The organism is Streptomyces sp. NPDC050211, assembly GCF_040656035.1.
Taxonomy (GTDB): Bacteria; Actinomycetota; Actinomycetes; order Streptomycetales; family Streptomycetaceae; genus Streptomyces.
Genome location: NZ_JBFALC010000001.1, coordinates 25752 through 48352 on the forward strand (window position 1 = coordinate 25752; position 22601 = coordinate 48352).

Genomic DNA, 22601 nt, shown 5'->3' on the forward strand with positions numbered 1-22601 from the left:
GAGGCCATGCCCCTCGAACCGCTGTCGCAGGAGGAGATCGAGGAGCGGCTGGCGGAGCTGCCGGGCTGGTCCCTGGACGGGGACCGTATCGCCCGCTCCTACCGGCTGCGCTCACACCTCGCGGCCACCGCGATGGTCGTCCACATCGCCCAGGTCCAGGAGGAGCTCGACCACCACTCCGACCTCACCCTCGGCTACAACACCCTGTCACTGAGCGTGAACACGCACACCGTGGGCGCGGTGACCGAGCGGGACTTCAAGCTGGCCCGCCGGGTGGAGGAACTTGCGCCGGCCCACGGGGCGAAGTGACACGGTGCTGGACTACGACAAGGAAGCCGACGCCTACGACATCACCCGCGGCGGCGAACCCCGGGCCGCCGCGGCTGCCGACGCCGTCCTGGGCCTGCTGCCCGGCGTGACCGGCCGCCTCCTCGACGTGGCCTGCGGCACCGGCATCGTGACCCGGCGGCTCGCGGCGGCCCGGCCCGGCCTGCGGGTGACCGGCGCGGATCTGACGTCCGGGATGGCCCGGATGGCCGCAGCTCGCCTGCCCGGCGCGGTCGTGCTCGCGGACAGCCGGCGGCTGCCGTTCCCTGACCGCGCGTTCGACGCCGTGACCAGCGTGTGGCTGCTGCATCTACTCGACGAACCCGACGACGTGCGGGCCGCCGTCGCCGAGTGCGCCCGGGTGCTGCGACCGGGCGGTGTGTACGTCACCACCGTCGACAAGGCCGCCGCGCACGACGTGGGCAGTGACATCGATGCCGTGCTCGCCCCGCGCCCACGCCGCCCCGCCCGGGACGAGGCGGCGGCCGTGGCGTCGTACGCCGCCGAGCAGGGACTGCTCCCCGCCAGGCAGGCCCGCTTCCCGGGTGTGGGTCAGGGCCGCAGCCCCCGGCGGACCGCCGCCGACCTGCGGCGCGGCTGGTTCACCCAGCTGCCGCCCGGCGAACCGCGCACCGAACGGTTCGCCGAGCTCCTGGCGACCCTCCCCGACCAGGACCGCCCGCGCCCCGACCCCGTCTTCTCCCTCCGAGCCTTCAGGAAGCCGCCCGACGAGTGAACTCCATGATCCAGTTGGTCAGCCAGCTCTCCCCGCCGTCCAGGGAGAACGCCTGCTCCCAGCGGGCCGCGCCCGCCGAGACACCCGACCAGACGAACCGCACGTGGGCCCTTCCCGAGGTGGTCCACCCGCTCGGCGAAGCTGAGAGTGGGGGAGCGCGTCGTCCGCCCTCTCAGTGCCGGTCACCACATCTCAGCCCGTTGAGGGTGCCCCCTCTGGGGGAGTTTGAGGACGAGGCCGTTCAGGCCGAAGCGGGGGTCTGAGGGCGGCAGCCCCCAGAGCGACGGCCACGCAGACCGACCTGCACCCTGAACCGGCCCGATGTGATCGGCTCACGCCAGCGCAGCGCCCCGGTCTCCAGTGGTTCCGGCGGGCATGGTGTCCGCCAAGTAGGCGGCCAGGTCGGGGTGTTCAGGTGCGAGCAGGTGCCGTACCCAGGCGTCGCGTTCGTGCAGGATCGGGGGCAGCTCCCAGACGCAGCCGATCCATGGCTTGTCCGGTGTGATGAAGTGCGTCGGGTCGCGGTCCGGGCAGCCGAGTGCCGGCTGCACTTCCGCGGCGCCGCGGAAGTGCAGGACGTTGTCCCAGACCCAGCTGTACGCGTTCAGGTAGGCGCCGTCGTCACCGCCCCGGTGCAGCACGACGAAGGTGGCCGGCGGGGTGCCGTCCGGTTCCGGCAGCAGCTCGGGCAGGATCGCGTACGCCGCCTTCTCGACGTCGGGTGCGATGCCCGCCGGGTCCGAGGTGACGTGGTAGCGCTTGATGTGCCGCCCGGCTACCTCGATCGGCGGCGGCACGGTCAGCAGTTTCTCGGTGAAGCTCATGGCAGGACGCTAGGACCGCTTCACTGACATCCTGTGTCAGTGAAGGCCGGCCGACTCGTCTCGATCCTGCTGCTGCTCCAGACCCGCGGCCGGATGACCGCCGCCCAGCTCGCCGAGGAGCTGGAGGTCTCCGTCCGCACGGTCTACCGGGACGTCGACGCCCTGAGCGCGGCCGGTGTCCCGCTGTACGGCGACGCGGGCCACGACGGCGGCTATCGGCTGCTGGACGGCTACCGCACCCGCCTCACCGGCCTGACCGCCGACGAGGCCGAGGCGCTGTTCCTCGCCGGGATCCCGGGACCCGCCGCCGAGCTGGGCCTCGGCTCCGTACTCGCCGCCGCCCAGCTCAAGGTCCGCGCCGCGCTGCCCGCGGAGCTGCGCGCCCACGCCGACCGGATCAGCGGCCGCTTCCACCTCGACGCCCCCGGCTGGTACGCGGACGGCGAGGAGGCCCCGTATCTCCCGGCGGTCGCCGATGCCGTCTGGAACAGCAGGGTGCTGCACGTCGTGTACCGGCGCTGGCGCGAGCCCACCGACGTGGAGCGCCGTCTGGAACCGTACGGACTGGTCCTGAAAGCGGGCCGCTGGTATGTGGTCGCCGGTCCCGGGCCGCGCACCTTCCGGGTCGACCAGATCCTCGAACTCACCGCATCGGACGAGGAGTTCACGCGTCCCAGCGACTTCGATCTCGCGGCCTACTGGGAGGCGTACCAGAGGGACTTCCACGACCGGCTGTACCGGGCGGAGGCGGTGGTGCGCCTGGCGCCGTCGGCGACGCTCTCCGGCCCGCTCGCCCGCGCCGTCGCCGCCAACGGCCGTACGGACGAGACCGGTTGGATCCAGGCCACCGTTCCCATCGAGTCCGTCGACCACGCGGCGGGGGAGTTTCTGCGTCTGGGCACGGACATCGAGGTGCTGGGCCCGCCCGGGCTACGGGCGAAGATCGCCCGGACGGTCGCCGAACTGGCCGAAAGATACGGCAACTTCGAGGTGCACGGCGACCACTGAGAGGCCGGAACCCGTCCGTCCTCCAGGAGGTACGTCTCGTGCAGCACCCGCACAAGCACCGCAGACGAAGCGTCGTCCTCTCCGCGCTGGGCGCCACGACCGCGCTCGTCGCCGCCGGACTCACCGCCCTCACCGGCCCCGGCACAGCCGAGGCCGCCACCGCACGCCAGGTCGAGAAGCTCGACCGGGGTGTGGTCAGCGTCCACACGGCCGCCGGCAACCTGGTCAGCTGGCGCTGGCTGGGCACCGACCCCGGCGGCGTCTCCTTCAACGTCTACCGCGCCGGTACGAAGGTCAACGCGACCCCGATCACCGGCTCCACCAACTACTTCCACTCCGGCGCGCCCGAACAGGCCGACTACACCGTCCGCGCGATCGTCGGTGGCGTCGAACAGGCCGACTCGGTGCACGCTGTCCAGTTCCGCACCGGCTACAAGGACGTCCCCATCTCCCCGCCCGCGGGCGGTACCACCCCCGACGGTGTCGCGTACACCTACGAGGCCAACGACGCCTCCGTCGGCGACCTCGACGGTGACGGCGCCCTCGACTTCGTCCTCAAGTGGCAGCCCACCAACGCCAAGGACAACTCGCAGTCCGGTTACACCGGCAACACCATCGTCGACGGCATCAAGCTCGACGGCACCCGGCTGTGGCGCATCGACCTGGGCCGCAACATCCGCTCCGGCGCGCACTACACGCAGTTCCAGGTGTACGACTACGACGGCGACGGCAAGGCCGAGGTCGCCATGAAGACGGCCGACGGCACGCGGGACGGCACGGGCGCGGTGATCGGCAGTTCGTCGGCCGACCACCGCAACTCCAGTGGCTACGTGCTCTCCGGCCCGGAGTTCCTGACCATGTTCAACGGGCAGACCGGCAAGGCGATGGGCACGGTCGACTACGTCCCGGCCCGGGGCTCGGTGGCGTCGTGGGGCGACTCCTACGGCAACCGGGTCGACCGATTCCTCGCCGGCACCGCCTACTTGGACGGCGCCCGTCCCTCGCTCATCATGGCGCGCGGCTACTACACCCGCTCCGTGATAGCGGCCTGGGACTGGCGGGGCGGCGCCTTCACCCGCCGCTGGACCTTCGACACCAACTCCTCCACCAACACGGGGAAGGGGTACGACGGTCAGGGCAACCACAGTCTGTCCATCGCGGACGTGGACGCCGACGGCAAGGACGAGATCGTGTACGGCGCCATGACCGTGGACGACAACGGCCATGGGCTGTGGACGACGAAGCTGGGCCACGGCGACGCGGGACATGTGGGCGACCTCAACCCCGCCCGCTCGGGCCTGGAGTACTTCAAGGTATCGGAGGACAGCTCCAAGCCCGGCTCCTGGATGGCCGACGCCCGCACAGGTGCGCTCCTGTGGCAGACGGTCTCCGGTGCCGACAACGGGCGCGGGGTGTCCGCCGACATCCACGCGGGGTCCGCGGGCGCCGAGTCCTGGTCCGCCTCCGACACCACCCTGCGCTCCCCGACCGGAGCCTCGCTGGGTCGCGAGCCGTCCAGCATCAACTTCGTGAACTGGTGGGACGGCGACACCACCCGCGAACTCCTCGACGGCACCCGCATCGACAAGTACGGCACGTCGTCCGACACGCGGCTGCTGACCGGCGCCTCGGTCCACTCCAACAACGGCACCAAGGCCACCCCGTCGTTGTCCGGGGACATCTTCGGTGACTGGCGCGAGGAGGTCGTCTGGCCGACGTCGAACAACACGGCCTTGCGGATCTACTCCACTCCGCACGAGACCGGCACGAAGATCACCACCCTGCTCCACGACACGATGTACCGCACCGCCCTGGCCTGGCAGAACACGGCTTACAACCAGCCCCCGCACCCGAGCTTCCACATCGGCAGCGGCATGGTGACGGCCCCCAGGCCGACCGTCTACACCCCGTGAACGACGGTGGGTGCGGGCCCGGCCGGGCCCGCACCCACCGACTCAGGAGCTGCGGATGCCCTGACGCGCCCTCAGCGCCATGTACTGGACCAGCCCGAACCCGGCGACGGAGATCGCCTGAAGCACCGTCCACACCGCGCCCGCCGCGGTCGGCGACAGCCACAGGCCCAGGGCGGCGAAACTCAGCGCCGCCCAGGCGAGGTTGACCTCGATCACGGCCCTGACGGGCAGCGCGGCCGGGTGGGCACGGGTGGCGAGGAAGCCGACGGCGGCCCCGTACACCGCGAGCAGCACGCCGAGTTCGAGCAGCAGCATGGAGTCGACCCCGAGGAAGCTGCCGAGCGGCCCGGAGGCGACGAGGTAGGCGAGGCCGTTCGCGCCGGTGACCACCGCGTCGAGGGCGAGGAAGCGACGTAGCATGGTGTGCGGGTCGGAGGTCCGGGCGAGCGCGGCGAGCTGGGTCGCGGACATGACGAATCACCCTCCATCGAGGTGCGGCAGCGGGACCCGGATTCCGGAGCGGAGTGCGCCGGCCCGGAACCCGGTGCCTCTACGATCCTTCGCGCGCCCGTCGCGGTCGATTACCCGCGAGGTAATGAGGCGTGGCGGGAGATCCACGACCGCTCCTGAATGAGGCGTAGTGAGAGAGTCACCACCGTTTCTGTCGGACACCCACCCGAACATGACACACTGCTCCCGAACTTCGGCACGTAGGGGAGGCGTGGCGTGAGCGAGCGGCGACCCGCGCCCACCGTCGGCCAGGTGGTCCTCGGCAAGCGGCTGCAGGAGCTGCGCGAGGCGGCCGGCCTCAAGCGCGAGGAGGCCGCAAAGGTCCTGCGCGTGGCCCCCGCGACCGTGCGGCGCATGGAGATGGCCGATGTCGCGCTGAAGATCCCGTACGTCCAGCTGCTGCTCGGTGCCTATGGCGTGTCCGAGGAGGAGGCTGCGGCGTTCGTCTCGCTCGCTGAGGAGGCGAACCAGCCGGGCTGGTGGCAGCGGTTCCACGATGTGCTGCCGGACTGGTTCAGCCTGTATGTGAGCCTGGAGGGCGCCGCCGGGATCATCCGCTCCTACGAGCCGCACTTCGTGCCCGGTCTGCTGCAGACGGAGGCGTATGCGCGGGCCGTGCTGGAGGCCGGGACGATCGGACAGGCCGGTCCGGAGACCATCGAGCGGCATGTGTCGCTGCGCATGGCCCGGCAGCAGCTCCTGGAGCGCGACGACCGCCCCCATCTGTGGGTGATCATGGATGAAACGGTCCTGCTCCGTCCCGTGAGCAACGACGGCTCCGTGCTGCGCGAACAGATCGACAAGCTGCTGCAGTTCGCCGAGCGCGACCGCGTGACCCTCCAGGTCGCCGAGTTCAGGGCGGGCCCGCACCCGGGGACGTACGCGCCGTTCACGCTGTTCCGGTTCGGCGAGCCCGAGCTTCCCGACATGGTCTTCACCGAGTATCTGACCGGTGCGCTGTATCTCGACTCCCGCACGGAGGTCTCCACGCACCTGGAGGTGCTGGACCATATGACGGCGCGTGCCGCGTCCGCCGAGCAGACCAAGAAGATCCTGCGGGACCACCGCGGGGACTGCTGAGCCACCCCGACCCGAAGTCGTAGGAGAAGACACCGCATGACCGGATCCGAGGCCGAGTTCGCCCGTATCGACACCAGCCGTCCGCATCCCGCCCGGGTCTACGACTGGTGGCTGGGCGGCAAGGACAACTACCCGGTGGACGAGGAGCTGGCCCGCAGGATCCTGGCGGTCGACGGCACGGTCCTGCGCGGGGCGCGCGCCAACCGCCGCTTCATGCACCGGGCGACGCGGACGGTGGCGCAGGCGGGGATCCGCCAGTTCCTGGACATCGGCACGGGCATCCCCACCGAGCCCAATCTGCACCAGGTGGCCCAGCAGGTCGCGCCGGAGTCGAAGGTGGTGTACGCCGACAACGACCCGATCGTCCTGCGGCACGCGGAGGCCCTGCTGCACGGCTCGGCCCAGGGCGCGACCGAGTACGTGCACGCCGACGTCCGCGACATCGACACCCTGCTGAGCCGGGCCGGGGAGTCCCTGGACCTCGGTGCGCCGGTGGCGCTGTCGCTGGTCGCGCTGACCCACTACCTGGGCGACGACCCCGACGGCGACGACGTGTACGGCCTGCTGCGGAAGTACGTCGCCGCGCTCGCCCCGGGCAGCTACCTGGTCCTGTCCCAGGTCACCCCCGACCTCAGCCCGGAGGCGATCGGGAAGGCGGCGGAGAACTTCCGGCGCAGCGGCACCCCGTTCTTCCCCCGTTCGCTTGCGCAGTTCTCCCGCTTCTTCGACGGCCTGGAGCTGCTGGGACCCGGTGTGATCCCGGTGACGGGCTGGCGGCCGGACCCGGAGGACGTGGCGGTCCAGGCCGAGGGCATCGTGCCGGTGTACGCGGGAGTCGCCCGTAAGGCCTGACCCGTACGGGCGCCGTGAACAGGTGCGCTCCCCTGCTCGCCCCTAGGTTGGAGGCCAGGGCAAGCGAGGAGCGCACGTGACCGACACTCAGGTACCGCCCGCCGAGCCGGCCGCGTTCCTGCTGCGCACCGGCCGGTTCTTCCGCGCCGGCACGCCCTCCCCCGACCCGCACGGCATCGGCCCGACCGGCGGCCGGGAGGCGGACGCCTTCGAGCCCTGCGGCTGCCCGCGGGGCGCCGCCTTCTCCTTGTCCACCTACTCCCCCACCCGTGTGCGCTACCCGTACGTCCGCGGTGTGCTCCTGCGGATGTACCGGGAGGCGAAGCAACGCCTGCGGGACCCCGTCCTCGCCTGGGCCGACATCCAGCGGGACCCGTCGCGCCGTCGCCGCTACCAGCGGGCCCGCGGCCAGGGCGGCCTGGTCCGCGCCACCTGGGACGAGGCCGTCGAGATCGTCGCCGCCGCACATGTCCACACCATCAAGACGTACGGCCCCGACCGCATCGCCGGCTTCTCCCCCAACCCGGCGACGTCGATGGTGTCGCACGCGGCGGGCGCCCGCTTCCACGCGCTGATCGGCGCCCCGATGCTGTCGTACGCGGACCCGCCCGTCGCCTCGCCGCAGGTCTTCGGCGACCGGACGGACGTACCGGAGTCGGGCGACTGGTGGGACGCCGCGTATCTGATGATGTGGGGCTCCGACGTCCCGGTGACCCGCACGCCCGACGCGCACTGGATGGCGGAGGCCCGCTACCGCGGCCAGAAGGTCGTGGCCGTCGCCCCCGACGACGCGGACAGCGCGAGGTTCGCCGACGAGTGGCTGCATCCGCACCCCGGCACGGACGGCGCCCTCGCGCTCGCGATGGGCCACGTCATCCTCAGGGAGTTCTTCGTCGACCGCGAGACGCCGTTCTTCGCGGACTACGTACGGAAGTTCACCGACCTGCCCTTCCTGGTGACCCTGACCGAACGGGACGGCGCCTACGTCCCCGGGAAGTTCCTGCGTGCCACCGATCTGGGGCACGAGGGCGAGGGTGCGCAGTGGAAGACGGTCGTGCTGGACGCGGTGAGCGGACGCGCGGTCGTCCCGAACGGCTCGCTCGGCTTCCGCTGGACCGACTCCGGCAAGGGCCGCTGGAACCTCGAACTCGGCCCGATCGAGCCGCAGTTGAGCCTGTACGGCCATCAGGCTTCGGGAGGCGTGACGGTGCTGCTCCCCCGCTTCGACACCGACGGCGGCGAGCACGGTCAGGGGCGCGGGGACGTCCTGCGGCGGGGAGTCCCGGCGACCCGGCTCGGCGGCGCCGCCGGGCCGCTGGTCACCACGGTCTTCGACCTGCTCCTCGCCCACTACGGCATCTTCCGCCACGGCCTGCCCGGCCGCTGGCCCGCCTCCTACGAGGATGCCGACGCGCCCTGCACGCCCGCCTGGCAGGAGGCGCATACATCCGTCCCGGCGGCCAAGTGCGTGAAGATCGCCCGGGAGTTCGCGCGGACGGCCCGGCAGTCCAAGGGCCGCTGCATGATCCTGACGGGCGCGGGCACGAACCACTGGTTCCACTCCGAGACGATCTACCGCGCCATCCTCGCCCTGCTCCAGCTCACCGGCTGCCAGGGCCGCAACGGCGGCGGCTGGGCGCACTTCGCGGGCCAGGAGAAGTGCCGTCCGGTGACCGGCTGGGCGACGCTGGCCGCCGCCTGCGACTGGTCGCGTCCGCCACGCCAGATGATCGGCACCGCGTACTGGTTCCTCAACACCGACCAGTGGCGCTACGACCGGTTCACCGCCGACGCGCTCGCCTCGCCGCTGGGTGAGGGCCGGTTCGCGGGGATGACCGGCGCGGACTGCCTTGCCCTGTCGGCGCGTTCGGGGTGGATGCCGTCGTATCCGACCTTCGACCGCAATCCGCTGGAGCTGGGCGGGGCGTTCGGCGATGCGGTGTCGCGAGTGGTGGCCGAACTCCGCGCCGGGACCCTGAAGTTCGCGTGCGAGGACCCGGACGCGCCGGAGAACTGGCCGCGCGTGCTGACGCTGTGGCGAGCCGATCCACTGGGCTCTTCGGCAAAGGGCGCCGAGTACTTCACCAAGCATCTGTTGGGCACGCAGTCGTCGCTGAGCGCGCGGGAGGCCGAGCCCGGCGAGCGCCCGAGGGACGTGACCTGGCGGGACGAGGCGCCCGAGGGCAAACTCGATCTGCTGCTGTCGCTGGACGTCCGGCAGACCTCGTCGACGCTGCTGTCGGACGTCGTCCTGCCCGCCGCGACCTGGTACGAGAAGCACGACCTGTCCAGCACGGACAGGCACCCCTACGTGCGCTCCTTCACCCCGGCGGTGGACCCGCTGTGGCAGGCGCGCACCGACTTCGACGCGTTCAAGGCGCTGGCCGAGAGGCTGAGCGAGCTGGCCTTCGACCATCTCGGGGTGCGCAAGGACCTGGTCGCATCGCCGCTCCAGCACGACACACCGGGCGAGATCGCCCAGCCGGGCGCGGTGGTGAGGGACTGGAAGCGCGGGGAGTGCGACCCCGTGCCCGGGAGGACGATGCCCCACCTGACCGTGGTGGAGCGCGACTACACGGCCATCGGCAAGAAGTTCACCGCCCTCGGTCCGCTCGTGGAGCAACTGGGCCTGCCCGCCAAGGGGATCACACTGTGGCCGACCGAGGAGGTGGAGGATCTGCGACAGTTGAACGGTACGGCGTACGAAGGCCGCCCCTCCCTCGATACGGCCGTGAAGGCCGCGAACACGATCCTCGCCCTGTCCGGCACCACCAACGGCCGCCTCGCCACCCAGGGCTTCCGCACCCTGGAGGCCCGCACCGGGCAGGAGATGGCCCACTTGGCCGCCGAGCACGAGGGCAAGCGCGTCACGTATGCGGATACGCAGGCCAAGCCCGTCCCAGTGATCACCTCACCGGAGTGGTCGGGCAGCGAGTCCGGCGCGCGCCGCTACACGGCGTTCACGCTCAACACCGAGCACCTCAAGCCCTGGCACACCCTCACCGGACGCCAGCACTTCTTCCTGGACCACGACTGGATCCACGAGCTGGGCGAGGCACTCCCGGTGTACCGGCCGCCCTTGGACATGAACCGGCTCCTCGGCGAACCCCGCCTCGGACCGGACGGCCAACGCGAGGTGACGGTCCGATACCTCACCCCGCACGACAAGTGGTCCCTCCACTCCGAGTACCAGGACCACCTCTTCATGCTGGCGCTCTCCCACAGCGGCCGGCACATCTGGCTGTCCCCGCAGGACGCGGAGGCGATCGGCGTCAAGGACGACGACTGGATCGAGGCGCTCAACCGCGACGGCGTGGTCGTCGCCCGTGCCGTCGTCTCGCACCGCATCCCGCACGGCACCGTCTATCTGCATCACGCGCAGGAACGCACGGTGGGCGTACCGAAGACGGAAACGACCCGGCTGCTTCTCAAGCCGTCCCACCTGGTCGGCGGCTACGCCCAGCTCTCCTGGGCGTTCACCTACCTGGACCCCACCGGCAGCCAGCGCGACGAAGTGACGGTGCTCCGCCGCCGCAGCCAGGAGGTCGAGTACTGATGCGCCCCATGGCCCAGATCGCGATGGTGATGAACCTCGACAAGTGCATCGGCTGCCACACCTGCTCGGTGACCTGCAAACAGGCGTGGACCGACCGCCAGGGCATGGAGCACGTCTGGTTCAACAACGTCGAGACCCGGCCCGGCCCGGGCTATCCGCGCCGCTACGAGGACCAGGAGGAGTGGCAGGGCGGCTGGCAGCTGAACCGGCGAGGCGCGCTGAAGCTGAAGGCGGGCGGCCGTTTCAAGAGGCTCGCGAGCATCGTCTCCCCACCGAGACTCCCGGAGATCAAGGACTACGACGAGCCTCGGACCTACGACTACGAGAACGATCCGATGGTCGAGCGGGTCCGCAGGCAGGCCGCCGACAAGGTGCGGTTCGAGTTCGAGCAGACCTTCATGTTCCATCTGCCGCGCATCTGCGAGCACTGCCTCAACCCGTCCTGCGTGGCCGCCTGTCCCTCCGGTGCGATGCACAAGCGGGCGGAGGACGGCATCGTCCTCGTCGACCAGGACCGCTGCCGGGGCCGGCGGATGTGCGTGACGGGATGCCCGTACAAGAAGGTCTACTTCAACGACCGCACCGGAAAGGCCGAGAAGTGCACGCTGTGCTCTCCGCGCCTCGAGGTGGGGCTGCCGACGGTCTGCTCGGAGACGTGCGTGGGGAGGCTGCGCTATCTCGGCGTGGTGCTGTACGACGCGGACAAGGTGAAGGCCGCGGCTTCCGTGGCCGACGAACAGAAGCTGTACGCGGCGCAGTTGGGTGTCTTTCTCGACCCGGAGGATCCAGGGGTGCGGCGGGCCTGTGCGGCGGCGGGGATCCCGTACGACTGGGTGGAGGCGGCCCGGCGGTCGCCCGTGCGCGCGCTGATCAGCAAGTACAGGGTGGCGCTGCCGCTGCACCCGGAGTACCGCACCATGCCGATGGTCTGGTACATCCCGCCGCTGTCACCGGTCGTCGAGGCGCTGACCGAGACCGGACACGACGGCGAGGACGCGCGGAATCTCTTCGGCGCGATCGACACCCTGCGCATTCCCCTGGAGTATCTGGCGGAGCTCTTCACCGCGGGCGATGTCGCCCCGGTCCGGGCGTCTCTGGAGAAGCTCGCCGCGATGCGCTCCCACATGCGCGCCATCAACCTCGGCGAGGAGCCCGATCCGTCGGTCGCGCGCGCCGTCGGCATGCGGGGCGCCGAGATCGAGGAGATGTACCGGCTGCTGGCGATCGCCAAGTACGAGGACAGGTATGTGATCCCGGGGGCGGGTGTCTCAGACGCGCGGCGGCTGGAGGAGTCGACGCTCCCGGGCGGGTGCAGCCTCGATTACGACGGCGGGCCCGGCATGGGCGGCATGGGCGGCTTGGGCGGCGACGGGCCGTTCGGCCAGGGCTCCGGGGGCCGTACCCATCTGCCGCTCGTGTCCGTGGAGAACTTCCACGCGCTGAGCCACCGGCAGACCGCGGACAAGGAGGAGGAGACCTGATGCCCACGTTCGAGGTGCTCTACCAGGCGGCGGCGCTCTGTCTCACCTACCCCGACGACGAGTTCCGCGCCCGGCTGCCGCTGCTGCGCGAAGCCGCCCCGCAGCTGCGGGAGTTCACCGACCACGCGGCGGTGACCGACCCGCAGCAGCTGGCCGCGCACTACGTCCAGGTCTTCGACTTCGACAACCGCCACAGCCTGTACCTGAGCTGGTGGCACGACGGTGACACCCGGCGCAGGGGCATGTCCCTGGACCGCTTCAAGGAGGTCTACCGCGCCCACGGCCTGGAGTTCACCGGCGAGGAACTGCCCGACTTCCTGCCCGCGGTCCTGGAGTTCGCCTCCCGCACCGGCAACACCGACCTGCTCACCGACCACCGCACCGCCCTGCAACAACTCCGTTCCCACCTCACCGACGTCGGCACCCCGTACGCCTGCGTCCTGGACGCCGTGTGCGCGACACTGCCGCCCACTGAACACTGACGCGCCGACGCTTACGCCGCCCCGCCCTTCTGATCCCGTTCGTCGTCGACGATCTCCGCGTCCACCACACCCTCCTCGTCCTGCGACGAGGTCTGCTGACCGGCGTCCTCCGTCGGTGTCTGCTGGGCCTGCGCGTACATGGCCTGGCCCATCTTCTGGCTGACGGTGGCGAGTTTCTCGACGCCGGTGCGCAGTTCGCTGGTCTCGGCGTTGCGCTCCAGGAGTTCCTTGAGTTCGGTGATCGCGGACTCGACCTCCGACTTGGTGTCGGCGGGGACCTTGTCCTCGTTCTCCCGCAGGAACTTCTCGGTCTGGTAGACGAGTTGCTCGGCCTGGTTGCGGGTCTCCGCGGCCTCGCGGCGGTTGCGGTCCTCCTCCGCGTACTGCTCGGCCTCCCGCATCATCCGGTCGATGTCCTCCTTGGGGAGGGCCGAGCCGCCCGTGACGGTCATCTTCTGCTCACGGCCGGTGGCGAGGTCCTTGGCGGAGACATGCATGATGCCGTTGGCGTCGATGTCGAACGCGACCTCGATCTGCGGGACCCCGCGCGGGGCGGGCGGAAGTCCGGTGAGGTCGAAGACGCCGAGCTTCTTGTTGTAGGCGGCGATCTCGCGTTCGCCCTGGTAGACCTGGATGCCGACCGAGGGCTGGTTGTCGGTGGCGGTGGTGAAGATCTCCGAACGCCGGGTCGGGATCGTGGTGTTGCGCTCGATGAGCTTGGTCATGATGCCGCCCTTGGTCTCGATGCCCAGGGACAGCGGGGTGACGTCGAGCAGCAGGACGTCCTTGACGTCGCCGCGGATGACGCCGGCCTGGAGCGCGGCGCCGACCGCCACGACCTCGTCCGGGTTGACGCCCTTGTGCGGGTCCTTGCCGGTGAGTTCCTTGACCAGTTCGGTGACTGCGGGCATCCGGGTGGAGCCGCCGACCAGGATCACGTGGTCGACCGCGGAGAGCTTGATGCCGGCGTCCTTGACCGCCTGGTGGAAGGGGGTCTTGCAGCGGTCGAGGAGATCGGCGGTCAGCTCCTGGAACTGGGCGCGGGTCAGCTTCTCGTCGAGGTGGAGCGGCCCCTCGGCGGAGGCGGTGATGTAGGGGAGGTTGATCGTGGTCTCGGTGGACGACGACAGCTCGATCTTGGCCTTCTCGGCGCCCTCACGGAGCCGCTGCAGCGCCATCTTGTCGTTGCCGAGGTCGATGCCGTACGACCCCTTGAACCGCTTGACCAGGTATTCGACGACCCGCTGATCCCAGTCGTCGCCGCCGAGGTGCGTGTCGCCGTTGGTGGCCTTGACCTCGATGACGCCGTCGCCGATCTCCAGCAGCGACACGTCGAAGGTGCCGCCGCCGAGGTCGAAGACCAGCACGGTCTGCTCCTCGCCGCGGTCGAGGCCGTAGGCGAGCGCGGCGGCCGTAGGCTCGTTGATGATCCGCAGCACCTTCAGGCCCGCGATCTCCCCGGCCTCCTTGGTCGCCTGCCGCTGGGCGTCGTCGAAGTACGCCGGTACGGTGATCACCGCGTCGGTGACGTCCTCGCCGAGGTAGGACTCCGCGTCCCGCTTCAGCTTCTGCAGGACACGGGCGGACAGCTCCTGGGCCCGGTAGCGGGTGCCGTCGATGTCGCCCTGGTCCGGGAACCGCCAGCTCCCGTCGCCCATGTGCCGCTTCACGGAGCGAGCGGTGCGCTCCACGTTCGTCACGGCCTGCCGTTTGGCCACCTCACCGACAAGCACCTCGCCGTTCTTCGCGAAGGCCACGACCGACGGTGTGGTCCTGGCCCCCTCCGCATTCGCGACGACGGTGGGTTCGCCGCCCTCCAGGACGGCGACCACCGAGTTCGTGGTCCCGAGATCGATTCCGACCGCACGTGCCATCGCTGTCCCCTTCCGCCAGGGCCGCTCCCGCACTCCAGCACAAAACTTGAGTGCGCTGTTGTCAATGGGACGGGTACCCAGAGAGGCATCCGAGTCACCGACTGAGCGTCCGGTCACTTTCAGAGGGCGGGACAGCAACGCCGCTCAGGGGCGCGGGGAACTGCGCGACAAGCCACGACGGCGCCGCAGCCGACAACGAACCCCGCGCACCCCTCAGCGAAACGTCACGCCAACTTCGCCGACAGCGTGATCGTCGTCCCGGTGAGCGCCTGACTGACCGGGCACCCCACCTTCGCCTCCTCCGCCGTGGCGACGAACGTGTCGTTGTCGATCCCCGGAACCGTGCCCTCGACCGTGAGGTGGATCCCGGTGATCCCCTCACCCGGCTGGAAGGACACGTCGGCCGAGGTGACGAGCTTGGTCGGCGGCGTACCGGCCTTGGCGAGCATGTTCGAGAAGGCCATGGAGAAGCAGCTGGAGTGGGCGGCGGCGATCAGCTCCTCGGGGCTGGTCTTGCCGTTCGCGTCCTGGGCGCGCGAAGCCCACGTGACCGGCTGCTCGCCGATGGCCCCGGAGGAGTCGAAGGTGACGACGCCGTTGCCCTCGAGAAGGTTGCCTTCCCAGACCGTGTGTGCAGAGCGCGTGGTTGCCACGGTTCTTCCTTTCGCATGGGGTCCCGTTGCGGGGTTCCGTGGCCCCATCCGATCACATTCCGGCTCACCGCACGCGAAACACCGGCCCACGCGCGGTGAACGGCAGTCGGGCGCCCTGGGGAATCAGATAGGCGTGCTCGCGCCGCACCCGGAGCGTGTCGCAGTCGCCGTCCGTGATCACCAGCATGGGGGCGCCCGGCGGGAAGTCGTCCGCCCGGTGCAGCAAGTCGATGCCGGGCTGGAGGACCGTACCGCCGCGGCCGCGCACCCGCACGCGCCCGGCGATCTCGGTGACCGGCAGGAATCCGGCGTCGTGCGGGGCCGCGTCGCAGAAGACGACGCGTGCGGCCGGTACGTCGCGGGCCTCGGCGTACGAGGCGATCGCGCCGAGCGCCTTGCCGAGCAGCGTGCGGTCCATGGAGCCGGAGGTGTCGAGGACGACGCCGAAGGTGCAGCGGGCGATCTCCTCGGGCGGGAAGTAGCGGCCCGCGCGCGGGATGTCGGGGGTGGAGGACTGACGGCGCGAGGGGCGGGCGTACGACCGTACCGGCTCCGGACGGGACACGAACTCGTCGAACCAGCGGGCCAGTTGGGCGTCCCACGGCAGCGGCGGATGGCTGAGTGCGCGGATTTCCTCGACCAGACCGCCGGGCAGGAAGCCGCGCTCCTGCTGCTGGTGCAGATCGAGGCCCTGGCACAGGCCTCGGCGGTAGAACTCGTCCAGGTCGACGTAGTCGCGCGGGCTGCCGAGCGGTCCGCCGAGGATGTCGCCCACGCCCTTGCCGCGCAGGGTGGACAGACGGCGCATCCGGCGCAGGTCGCCGGCGATACGGTCGTAGACCTCCTCGGCGGAGAGGCCCTTGAGGCCGGGGTCGTGGAGCAGTCCGTCGGGCATGGTGCCGATCTGCATCTCGGTCAGCCAGCCGTTGATGACGTAGTCGCAGGCGACGTTGAACAGATACGGGTCGCGGGGGCCGCAGCGGTCGCCGTGGCGCAGGGCGGCGTGCAGCATCTCGTGGGCGAGGACGAACCGCCATTCCTCGTCGTCGAGTTCACGCAGGGAATTGATGTAGATCTCGGCCGCCTCCGCGTCGACGGCGGCGACGGAGATGCCGTGGGCGCGGGCGAGTTCGGCGTCGGCGACCAGGGTGATACCGGCCGCGATCCCGCCGAGCAGCGGGTAGGAGGAGACGAACCAGCTCAGGGCCCGCTCCCAGGGCTGGAGCCGGGTGGGGGCGCCGCGCATCGAGTCGCGGCGGCCACCGGCCACGTCCATGGCGGTGGCCACGGTGCGGGTGAGGGCGTGCGCGAAGTCCAGCTGCCAGTTCTTCGGAGTGCCGCCCATCCAGGTGTCCCACGGCACCAGGAGCTGGTCCGGGTCGCCGCCGGCCGTGCCGCAGTGCTCGTACGGGCCCGGGATGCCGTCGCGGCGCCAGCGGGCGGCGAGCTGCTCCTCGTCGCCGTCGGGGTAGCTGGGCGGCAGGGCGTCGGGGGTGCGGCCGATGGAGAAGCCGAGCAGGAAGCGGTTGACGACGGCGCAGCGGGCGGCCAGTTCGTACCGGTCGGGCTGGGTGCGGCGGCCCTCCTTCGCCGGTACGTGGCCGAAGCCGAGGTGGATGATGCCGTGGGCGATCGCCCAGGCCCAGTCGGCGGGGTCGGCGCGGCGGGTGGGATGGGCGTGCAGGATGCCGTCGGAGTCGACGCGGACGAGCCCGGAGGCAGGCGACAGCGGGCAGTCCTCCTTGCGGCAGGTGCTGAACCCCACCGCGGCCAGCGCCCGGTTGGCCCGCACCAGCCGCATCCCCTCCGCGAACGCCTCAGCCGCGAGGTCCTTCTTCGGCTGCTTGCCACCGCGGTTGCGGCTCATCGCGGCGGCCCCTTCCGCAGCGACTCGTCGCGCAGCTGCCGCGTGCGCGACGGCTGCTTGCGCGTCGGCTGCTTGCGCGTCGGCGCCGCACAGGGCCGGCCAACCCCGCGGCCACCCATCTCTCGGCCCCTCGCACCGCACGTTCCGCTCACTGCCGCGCCTCCACCAGGCGGGGCATGTCGCGGGCCGCCTCGACCAGGAACCAGGCCGGGAGGAGGGGGTTGCCGTCGGTGTCCGGGGCGATGACGCTCTGCGCGACTTCCACCGAGATCTCGGCGAGCTGCACGAGCAGCGACTTGGCGCGGTACGCCATCTGCTGCCCGCTCGCCGACAGGTGCTCCTTGCTGGCCGGCAGTTCCTTGACCAGCCGTCCGCGGAACGATTCGGCGAGGTAGTAGAGCAGGTCGCGGTCCTGCATCCGGTGCGGCCAGCGTGCGTCGCCCTTGATGATCGCCTCGATGCCGTACTGGCTGCGCACGATCTTGACGTAGCCGCAGAAGGCGACGGCGTGCGCGGGCGTGAGCGTGCCGTGCGCGACGATCTTCAGGGTCTCCTCGTCGAGCTCCGCGCCGAAGGAGTGCATCGCGTCGGAGAGCATGTGCCAGGAGCGGGGCGTGGAGAAGGGCTCCTCGGTCTTGGGCGGCTTGGACCACAGGTGGTCGGGGCGGTCGGTGAGGTGGTCCAGGATCCAGGGGTGGATGCCGTTGCCCGCGGCCCAGGCGAGCCAGTCCTTCGCGGAGGCCTCCAGGTGGACATGGGCGAGGCGGTTGATCAGGGCGGAGGCGATCGGGCGGGCCAGCGCGTTGTCTGTCGCGCGGTTTCCGGCGCCGATGACGATCGAGCCCTTCGGCAGCTCGTAGTTGCCGATACGGCGGTCCAGGATCAGCGAGTAGAACGCCTTCTGCACATCGGGCGTCGCCGCGTTCAGCTCGTCCAGGAACAGGCAGTACGGCTCGTCGCGGGCGATCGCCTCCGGCGGGCAGAACACCGACCGCCCGTCCCGGATCTGCGGCACGCCGATGAGGTCCTCAGGGGCGAGCTGGGTGCCCAGCAGGCTGACGCATTCGAGCCCCAGGGACTCTGCGAACTCCCTTACCAGGGAGGACTTTCCGATGCCGGGGGCGCCCCAGAGGAAGACGGGGCGGACGGTCGCGAGACCGAGCAGCAGCTCAGGTATACGGGCGGGAGTGACGGTGACGGCAGCCTGCAAAGCAGGTGGCTCCTCAAGTCTGTTCGAGCAGGTTCGACTGTGAACAGTGTGTGCGTACGACCGTTTTGACGCACCCGGTTTTCAGGCGGCCCGCTCCTCCGGCTCAGCGTCCAGCGGCACCTGCGGCCCGTCCACCTCACGCAGCCAGCGGCGCAGGACGTGGTGGATGTGCTCGGCGCCGGCGAGTTCCTGGGTGTCGTCGACCGGGACGGACAGGGCGACGGGCGACAGCAGGAAGGCCTTCGCCTGGGCGCCCCCGAGGCCGCCGTGCGAGCCGATCTGCTCCTCGAAGGCGAGGACTTCGCCGTCGGCGGGGTCGTACCAGGAGTTGACCATGATGTCGGCGGTGTGCGGGAAGGAGTGGGTGCGGCGGACCGCTTCGGCGGCGCCCGGGCCGAAGTCCTTGAGGGGGCCCGGGTCCTCGTCGAGTCGGTCCAGCGGGATCTCGGTGCCGTACGGGCCGAGCACGACGCCGCCGTGCTGTTCGCTGCGGACGAGGACGAAGCCGATGCCGGGGTGGTTGGCGAGCGTGGTCAGCAGGGCAGGGTGGCGGGCGTCGATCTCCTCCTTGCTCATCCGGTGCGGGACGTCCGGGAAGGAGACGAGGCCGAGATTGCCGGAGGCCAGCACCAGCGGCTCCGAGCGGCGCGACGGACGGTACTGCTCGCCGCCCTCCTCGACCGGCCTGTGCAGCGCGGCACGTACGGCGGCGCGGGCCTCGGCGCCGCTGTGGGTGCGCTGCGCCTTGCGCGGCACGGGCAGCCCGCAGCCGGCCCGCACCAGGTCGCCGAGGGAGAGGCCGTAGCGGGCCCGGAAGGTTTCGCCGGGGCTCTGCCCGTGGTCCGAGAGCACGACGATCCGGTACGGCCGCGGTGCGTGCTCGGCGACCTTCTCGATCAGCGCCAGCGCCCGGTCGAGACGTTCGAGGACCTTCTTGGCGTCGCGGCTCATCGGCCCGGAGTGGTGCGCCACTTCGTCGTACGCCACCAGGTCCGCGTAGACGGCGGTGCGCCCGGCGAGCATGTCGCCCATCACCGCGGCGACCACCACGTCCCGTTCGACGACGGTCGCGAAGGCGCGGATGAAGGGGTAGAGGCCGCCGCGTTTGACGCGCGGGCGGACCTTGCAGAAGCGGGCCCGGGTGGACTGGCCGATCTCCCGGCCGACCTCGGCGACGAAGGACAGGGCGGTGCGCACGGCGTTCGCCGGGTCGGAGAAATACGCGAAGTAGCCCGCCCGGGAGCGATTCTCCCGGCCTCGCCGCCTGGTGGCGATGGACAGCACGAGGGCCTGCTCGTCGGCGCCGCCGCTGAACAGGTTGCCGCGGCTGGCGCCGTCGGCGGAGAGCAGTCCGGCGTCGCCGGTGCGCTCGACGGCGCGGCGCTGGAGTTCGGCCGCGCTGGTCGGGCGGTTGCTGACCATCACCTCCCGGCGGTCCTTCTCGTACCAGCGGAACGCGGGGATGTCGTGGTTGCTGCCGTGCAGGATGCCGAGCTGGCTGGCGCCGGTCTGGCTGGACCAGTCGGTGCGCCACGGGGTGAGCCGGTGGGTCGGTCTGGCCCGGTCGCCGGTGCCCAGCCAGCGGGCGACGGTCGGCATGAGGCCCTTGCAGACCGCGTCCAGCAGGACGTCGTGGCCGACGCCGTCGAGTTGCAGGAAGACGGTGCCGTGGGTGGCGGGGCAGGGCGGCCCGGAGCCGCGGCGGCGGTCGGCGAGACGGTACAGGCGGCGCCGGTACGCGTCGTCGTCGCGCACGGCCAGGGCACCGCCGGTGGCGGAGGCGACGGCGGACATCACGGCGGCGACCACGACGCCGGTCTCCCAGGCGACGGCGCCGCGCTCGGTGGGGTTGAGGCGCAGTGCCACCAGCAGCAGCCCGCCGTTGAGGAAGAACACCAGCAGCCCCAGGACCAGCGCGGGCACCAGCAGCAGGAGCCGGACGAGCAGCGGCCACACCACGGCCGACAGCACGCCGAAGGCGCCCGCGCCGAACGCGGCGGTCACCGCTATGTCGGTGGCGCTGTCACCGTCCGCGGACCGTAGCTGGAAGTCGGGCAGGAGGCCGGCGAGGACGAGCATGGTGACCGTGGAGACCGCCCATACGGCGACGCTTCGGCCACCCTGACTGACGGCCCGCCGCCAACGCACGCCACGCACGACCTGCACACCTCACGTCCTGGCCCGTCGTCGATGCGGGCCGCTTCCAGCGTGGCACACCGGGTTCCTGGGCCTCTGCGGTTGTCGGTTGTGTGCGGACTCGTCGTGGCTGGTCGCGCAGTTCCCCGCGCCCCTTTGGGGCGCTTAACGGCCGTCGTAGCCTGCTGTTGGCATTGACAGGCGGCGGTGGACTCGGGCCTTCATCTGGGAGTCGTATGCGGGCTCCGCCACCCCTACCGTTTCCACCCGTACTCCGCGCCGGGCGCACTCGGCGGTGAACTCGTCGACGGAGGAGAGGGCGCTCTCCAGGACTCGGCGGCTGGGGGCGACGAAGAGGTCGACGCCGGGGCGGACGCCGTCCCAGAGCACGCAGTGGTCGGGGCGCAGTCCACGGACGAGCAGTTCGCGGCTGACGGTGTAGCCCCGCTCGGCGGCCCAGCGGGCGCACATGGCGTGCTGGCTGCGGGAGTCCACCAGGAAGGGGTCGTCGTCCAGTTCCTCCAGCGGCGTCAGACTCGCGATGGTCGTGACCCGTACCGGTCCCATGGCGTCCCCCTCACCTCCGGGTTTCAGGCGCCGAGACTACTCCTGGTCGTAGGCTTCGGGGGAGTCGCGCGAAGGAGGCAAAGAGGTGCCGGTGGAGATCACCTGGTGGGGTCACGCCACCTGCACGGTCGCGGACTCGGACGTACGCGTCCTCACCGATCCCCTGTTCGCACGCCGGCTCGCCCATCTGCGCCGTCGCCGGGGCGCGGTGCCGCCGCCGCGGGCCCGGCACGCTGACGTGGCGCTCGTCTCCCATCTGCACGCCGACCACCTGCACGTTCCCTCGCTCGCCTCGCTCGCCCCGGGCACCCGCCTGCTCGTGCCCCGGGGCGCATCCAGGGCGGTGCCGGGACTGCGCCGGCTCGGGCACCTGGAGATCCGTGAAGTGGCGCCCGGCGACGAGACGGTGATCGGCGGCCTGGTCGTACGGGCGGTGCCCGCGTGGCACGACGGGCGGCGGCTGCCGGTCGGGCCGCACCGCTCCCCCGCGCTCGGCTATGTCGTCGAGGGCGAGGCGCGTACGTACTTCGCCGGGGACACGGGGCTGTTCGACTCGATGGCCGAGGATGTCGGGCCGGTCGACGTGGCATTGCTGCCGGTGGGTGGCTGGGGGCCGTATCTCGGTGAGGGGCATCTGGACGCGGGGCGGGCGGCTGAGGCGCTGGTCCGGCTGGCGCCGCGCAGTGCGGTGCCGGTGCACTACGGGACGTACTGGCCGATCGGGATGGACGCGGTGCGCCCGCATGAATTCCACGCGCCGGGCTCGGAGTTCGTGCGGTTGGCCGCCGGCGTCGCGCCCGAGGTGGCGGTGCATCTGCTCGGGCACGGGGAGAGTGTGCGGCTCGAGGTGGCGCGGTGATGTGGCTCGCCGCGGCGGCGACGCCTCCGCCGGCGGAGTCCACGCAGCAGGCGATCGGGTATCCGTCGCTGTTTCTGCTGGTGTTGATCGGGGCGTTGGTGCCGGTTGTGCCGACGGGCGCGTTGGTGAGTTCGGCGGCTGTGGTGGCGTTTCATCAGACGGCGCCGTTTGCGTTGGCGCTGGTGTTTGTCACGGCGTCTCTGGCCGCGTTTCTCGGGGACATCGCCCTGTACTGGCTGGGGCGGCGGGGGATGGGGTCGAAGAACGGGTCGCGGTGGTTGGAGGCGATTCGGGCGCGGGCGCCGGAGGAACGGCTTGCGTCTGCGCAGGCGAAGCTTGCCGATCATGGGGTGGCCGTACTGGTGTTGTCTCGCCTGATGCCGGCGGGGCGCCTCCCGGTGATGCTGGCCTGCCTCATGGCGAAGTGGCCTATGCGACGGTTCGCGCGGGGCAACTTTCCGGCGTGCCTTGCGTGGGCGGTGACGTATCAGTTGATCGGGATTCTGGGTGGGTCGCTGTTCAAGGAGCCTTGGGAGGGTGTGGTGGCGGCGGTTGTGTTGACCTTGGTCATCAGTGCGGCGCCGGGGGTGTGGAGGCGGGTTCGGGCTGCCAGGTGATGTTCGTTGCGGGGTGCGGGTTGCGTTGTGGCTGGTCGCGCAGTTCCCC

General features: G+C 71.0%; 20 protein-coding genes. 11 read left to right on the plus strand and 9 right to left on the minus strand.

Annotated elements, in window-relative coordinates; translation table 11 throughout:
* Positions 1-6: 6 nt before the first annotated feature.
* Together AB0I98_RS00085 and AB0I98_RS00090 are read left to right on the plus strand one after the other, a co-directional pair.
* Positions 7-309, plus strand: coding sequence for a 4a-hydroxytetrahydrobiopterin dehydratase (locus tag AB0I98_RS00085; RefSeq protein WP_362932817.1), 303 nt, complete (start codon positions 7-9; stop codon positions 307-309).
* A gap of 4 nt (positions 310-313) precedes the next feature.
* Complete coding sequence (locus AB0I98_RS00090) at positions 314-1063, plus strand: class I SAM-dependent methyltransferase (protein WP_362932819.1); 750 nt, start codon at positions 314-316, stop codon at positions 1061-1063.
* Here AB0I98_RS00090 and AB0I98_RS00095 read toward each other — a convergent pair.
* Together AB0I98_RS00095 and AB0I98_RS00100 are read right to left on the minus strand one after the other, a co-directional pair.
* Positions 1041-1166 carry a hypothetical protein gene (locus tag AB0I98_RS00095; RefSeq protein WP_362932822.1) on the minus strand — a complete coding sequence of 42 codons (126 nt, stop codon included), beginning with the start codon at positions 1164-1166 and terminating at the stop codon, positions 1041-1043. The two genes, AB0I98_RS00090 and AB0I98_RS00095, sit on opposite strands and share 23 nt — an antisense overlap.
* Before the next feature lie 229 nt (positions 1167-1395).
* The gene (locus AB0I98_RS00100) at positions 1396-1887 is read right to left on the minus strand and encodes a hypothetical protein (protein WP_362932825.1); all 492 of its coding nucleotides are present in this window, start codon (positions 1885-1887) and stop codon (positions 1396-1398) included.
* 39 nt (positions 1888-1926) lie between these two features.
* Between AB0I98_RS00100 and AB0I98_RS00105 the strand changes: the two genes are divergently transcribed.
* Both AB0I98_RS00105 and AB0I98_RS00110 read left to right on the plus strand, forming a co-directional pair.
* On the plus strand, positions 1927-2895 hold the full coding sequence (locus tag AB0I98_RS00105) for a YafY family protein (protein ID WP_362932828.1): 969 nt from the start codon (positions 1927-1929) through the stop codon (positions 2893-2895).
* 38 nt (positions 2896-2933) lie between these two features.
* Positions 2934-4808: a rhamnogalacturonan lyase gene (locus AB0I98_RS00110; protein ID WP_362932831.1), complete on the plus strand. Its 1875-nt coding sequence runs from the start codon at positions 2934-2936 to the stop codon at positions 4806-4808.
* A 42-nt stretch (positions 4809-4850) separates the two neighbouring features.
* On the opposite strand, the gene AB0I98_RS00115 is transcribed toward AB0I98_RS00110, so the two are convergent.
* Positions 4851-5279 carry a hypothetical protein gene (locus tag AB0I98_RS00115; protein WP_362932834.1) on the minus strand — a complete coding sequence of 143 codons (429 nt, stop codon included), beginning with the start codon at positions 5277-5279 and terminating at the stop codon, positions 4851-4853.
* A gap of 255 nt (positions 5280-5534) precedes the next feature.
* Between AB0I98_RS00115 and AB0I98_RS00120 the strand changes: the two genes are divergently transcribed.
* The 5 genes from AB0I98_RS00120 to narJ all read left to right on the plus strand — a co-directional run bounded on the left by AB0I98_RS00120 (position 5535) and on the right by narJ (position 12769).
* Entirely contained in the window at positions 5535-6398 is an 864-nt protein-coding gene (locus AB0I98_RS00120) for a helix-turn-helix transcriptional regulator (RefSeq protein ID WP_362932837.1), read from the plus strand.
* A gap of 36 nt (positions 6399-6434) precedes the next feature.
* On the plus strand, positions 6435-7250 hold the full coding sequence (locus AB0I98_RS00125) for an SAM-dependent methyltransferase (protein WP_362932840.1): 816 nt from the start codon (positions 6435-6437) through the stop codon (positions 7248-7250).
* 76 nt (positions 7251-7326) lie between these two features.
* Positions 7327-10806 (plus strand): nitrate reductase subunit alpha, encoded by a 3480-nt coding sequence (locus tag AB0I98_RS00130; protein ID WP_362932843.1) that lies wholly within the window; start codon positions 7327-7329, stop codon positions 10804-10806.
* A complete protein-coding gene (locus AB0I98_RS00135) occupies positions 10806-12287 on the plus strand; it encodes a 4Fe-4S dicluster domain-containing protein (protein ID WP_362932845.1) in 1482 nt (493 codons plus the stop codon). The genes AB0I98_RS00130 and AB0I98_RS00135 overlap by 1 nt, the downstream gene beginning before the upstream one ends.
* Positions 12287-12769, plus strand: coding sequence for a nitrate reductase molybdenum cofactor assembly chaperone (narJ, locus tag AB0I98_RS00140; protein WP_362932848.1), 483 nt, complete (start codon positions 12287-12289; stop codon positions 12767-12769). Before AB0I98_RS00135 ends, narJ begins: the two co-directional genes overlap by 1 nt.
* Before the next feature lie 11 nt (positions 12770-12780).
* On the opposite strand, the gene dnaK is transcribed toward narJ, so the two are convergent.
* The 6 genes from dnaK to AB0I98_RS00170 all read right to left on the minus strand — a co-directional run bounded on the left by dnaK (position 12781) and on the right by AB0I98_RS00170 (position 21076).
* Positions 12781-14643, minus strand: coding sequence for a molecular chaperone DnaK (dnaK, locus tag AB0I98_RS00145; RefSeq protein WP_362932850.1), 1863 nt, complete (start codon positions 14641-14643; stop codon positions 12781-12783).
* Positions 14644-14867: 224 nt separating this feature from the next.
* Positions 14868-15296 (minus strand): OsmC family protein, encoded by a 429-nt coding sequence (locus AB0I98_RS00150; protein WP_328352882.1) that lies wholly within the window; start codon positions 15294-15296, stop codon positions 14868-14870.
* Positions 15297-15360: 64 nt separating this feature from the next.
* Positions 15361-17163: a hypothetical protein gene (locus AB0I98_RS00155; protein WP_362932852.1), complete on the minus strand. Its 1803-nt coding sequence runs from the start codon at positions 17161-17163 to the stop codon at positions 15361-15363.
* A 148-nt stretch (positions 17164-17311) separates the two neighbouring features.
* Positions 17312-18373 (minus strand): MoxR family ATPase, encoded by a 1062-nt coding sequence (locus tag AB0I98_RS00160; RefSeq protein ID WP_210572185.1) that lies wholly within the window; start codon positions 18371-18373, stop codon positions 17312-17314.
* An 81-nt stretch (positions 18374-18454) separates the two neighbouring features.
* Entirely contained in the window at positions 18455-20530 is a 2076-nt protein-coding gene (locus AB0I98_RS00165) for an alkaline phosphatase family protein (protein WP_362932855.1), read from the minus strand.
* A 144-nt stretch (positions 20531-20674) separates the two neighbouring features.
* Positions 20675-21076, minus strand: a complete 402-nt coding sequence (locus AB0I98_RS00170; protein ID WP_328352895.1) for a hypothetical protein — start codon at positions 21074-21076, stop codon at positions 20675-20677.
* Between the two features lie 85 nt (positions 21077-21161).
* Between AB0I98_RS00170 and AB0I98_RS00175 the strand changes: the two genes are divergently transcribed.
* Together AB0I98_RS00175 and AB0I98_RS00180 are read left to right on the plus strand one after the other, a co-directional pair.
* On the plus strand, positions 21162-21935 hold the full coding sequence (locus tag AB0I98_RS00175; protein ID WP_362932858.1) for an MBL fold metallo-hydrolase: 774 nt from the start codon (positions 21162-21164) through the stop codon (positions 21933-21935).
* Positions 21935-22552: a VTT domain-containing protein gene (locus AB0I98_RS00180; RefSeq protein ID WP_362932861.1), complete on the plus strand. Its 618-nt coding sequence runs from the start codon at positions 21935-21937 to the stop codon at positions 22550-22552. Before AB0I98_RS00175 ends, AB0I98_RS00180 begins: the two co-directional genes overlap by 1 nt.
* Positions 22553-22601: the final 49 nt, after the last annotated feature.

Bases quoted from the DNA above. Each gene is read 5' to 3' on its own strand.
- narJ (WP_362932848.1), top strand. From the start codon at position 12,287: ATGCCCACGTTCGAGGTGCTCTACCAGGCGGCGGCGCTCTGTCTCACC.
- AB0I98_RS00155 (WP_362932852.1), bottom strand. From the start codon at position 17,163: ATGAGCCGCAACCGCGGTGGCAAGCAGCCGAAGAAGGACCTCGCGGCT.
- AB0I98_RS00180 (WP_362932861.1), top strand. From the start codon at position 21,935: ATGTGGCTCGCCGCGGCGGCGACGCCTCCGCCGGCGGAGTCCACGCAG.
- dnaK (WP_362932850.1), bottom strand. From the start codon at position 14,643: ATGGCACGTGCGGTCGGAATCGATCTCGGGACCACGAACTCGGTGGTC.
- AB0I98_RS00135 (WP_362932845.1), top strand. From the start codon at position 10,806: ATGCGCCCCATGGCCCAGATCGCGATGGTGATGAACCTCGACAAGTGC.
- AB0I98_RS00170 (WP_328352895.1), bottom strand. From the start codon at position 21,076: ATGGGACCGGTACGGGTCACGACCATCGCGAGTCTGACGCCGCTGGAG.
- AB0I98_RS00125 (WP_362932840.1), top strand. From the start codon at position 6,435: ATGACCGGATCCGAGGCCGAGTTCGCCCGTATCGACACCAGCCGTCCG.
- AB0I98_RS00115 (WP_362932834.1), bottom strand. From the start codon at position 5,279: ATGTCCGCGACCCAGCTCGCCGCGCTCGCCCGGACCTCCGACCCGCAC.
- AB0I98_RS00085 (WP_362932817.1), top strand. From the start codon at position 7: ATGCCCCTCGAACCGCTGTCGCAGGAGGAGATCGAGGAGCGGCTGGCG.
- AB0I98_RS00100 (WP_362932825.1), bottom strand. From the start codon at position 1,887: ATGAGCTTCACCGAGAAACTGCTGACCGTGCCGCCGCCGATCGAGGTA.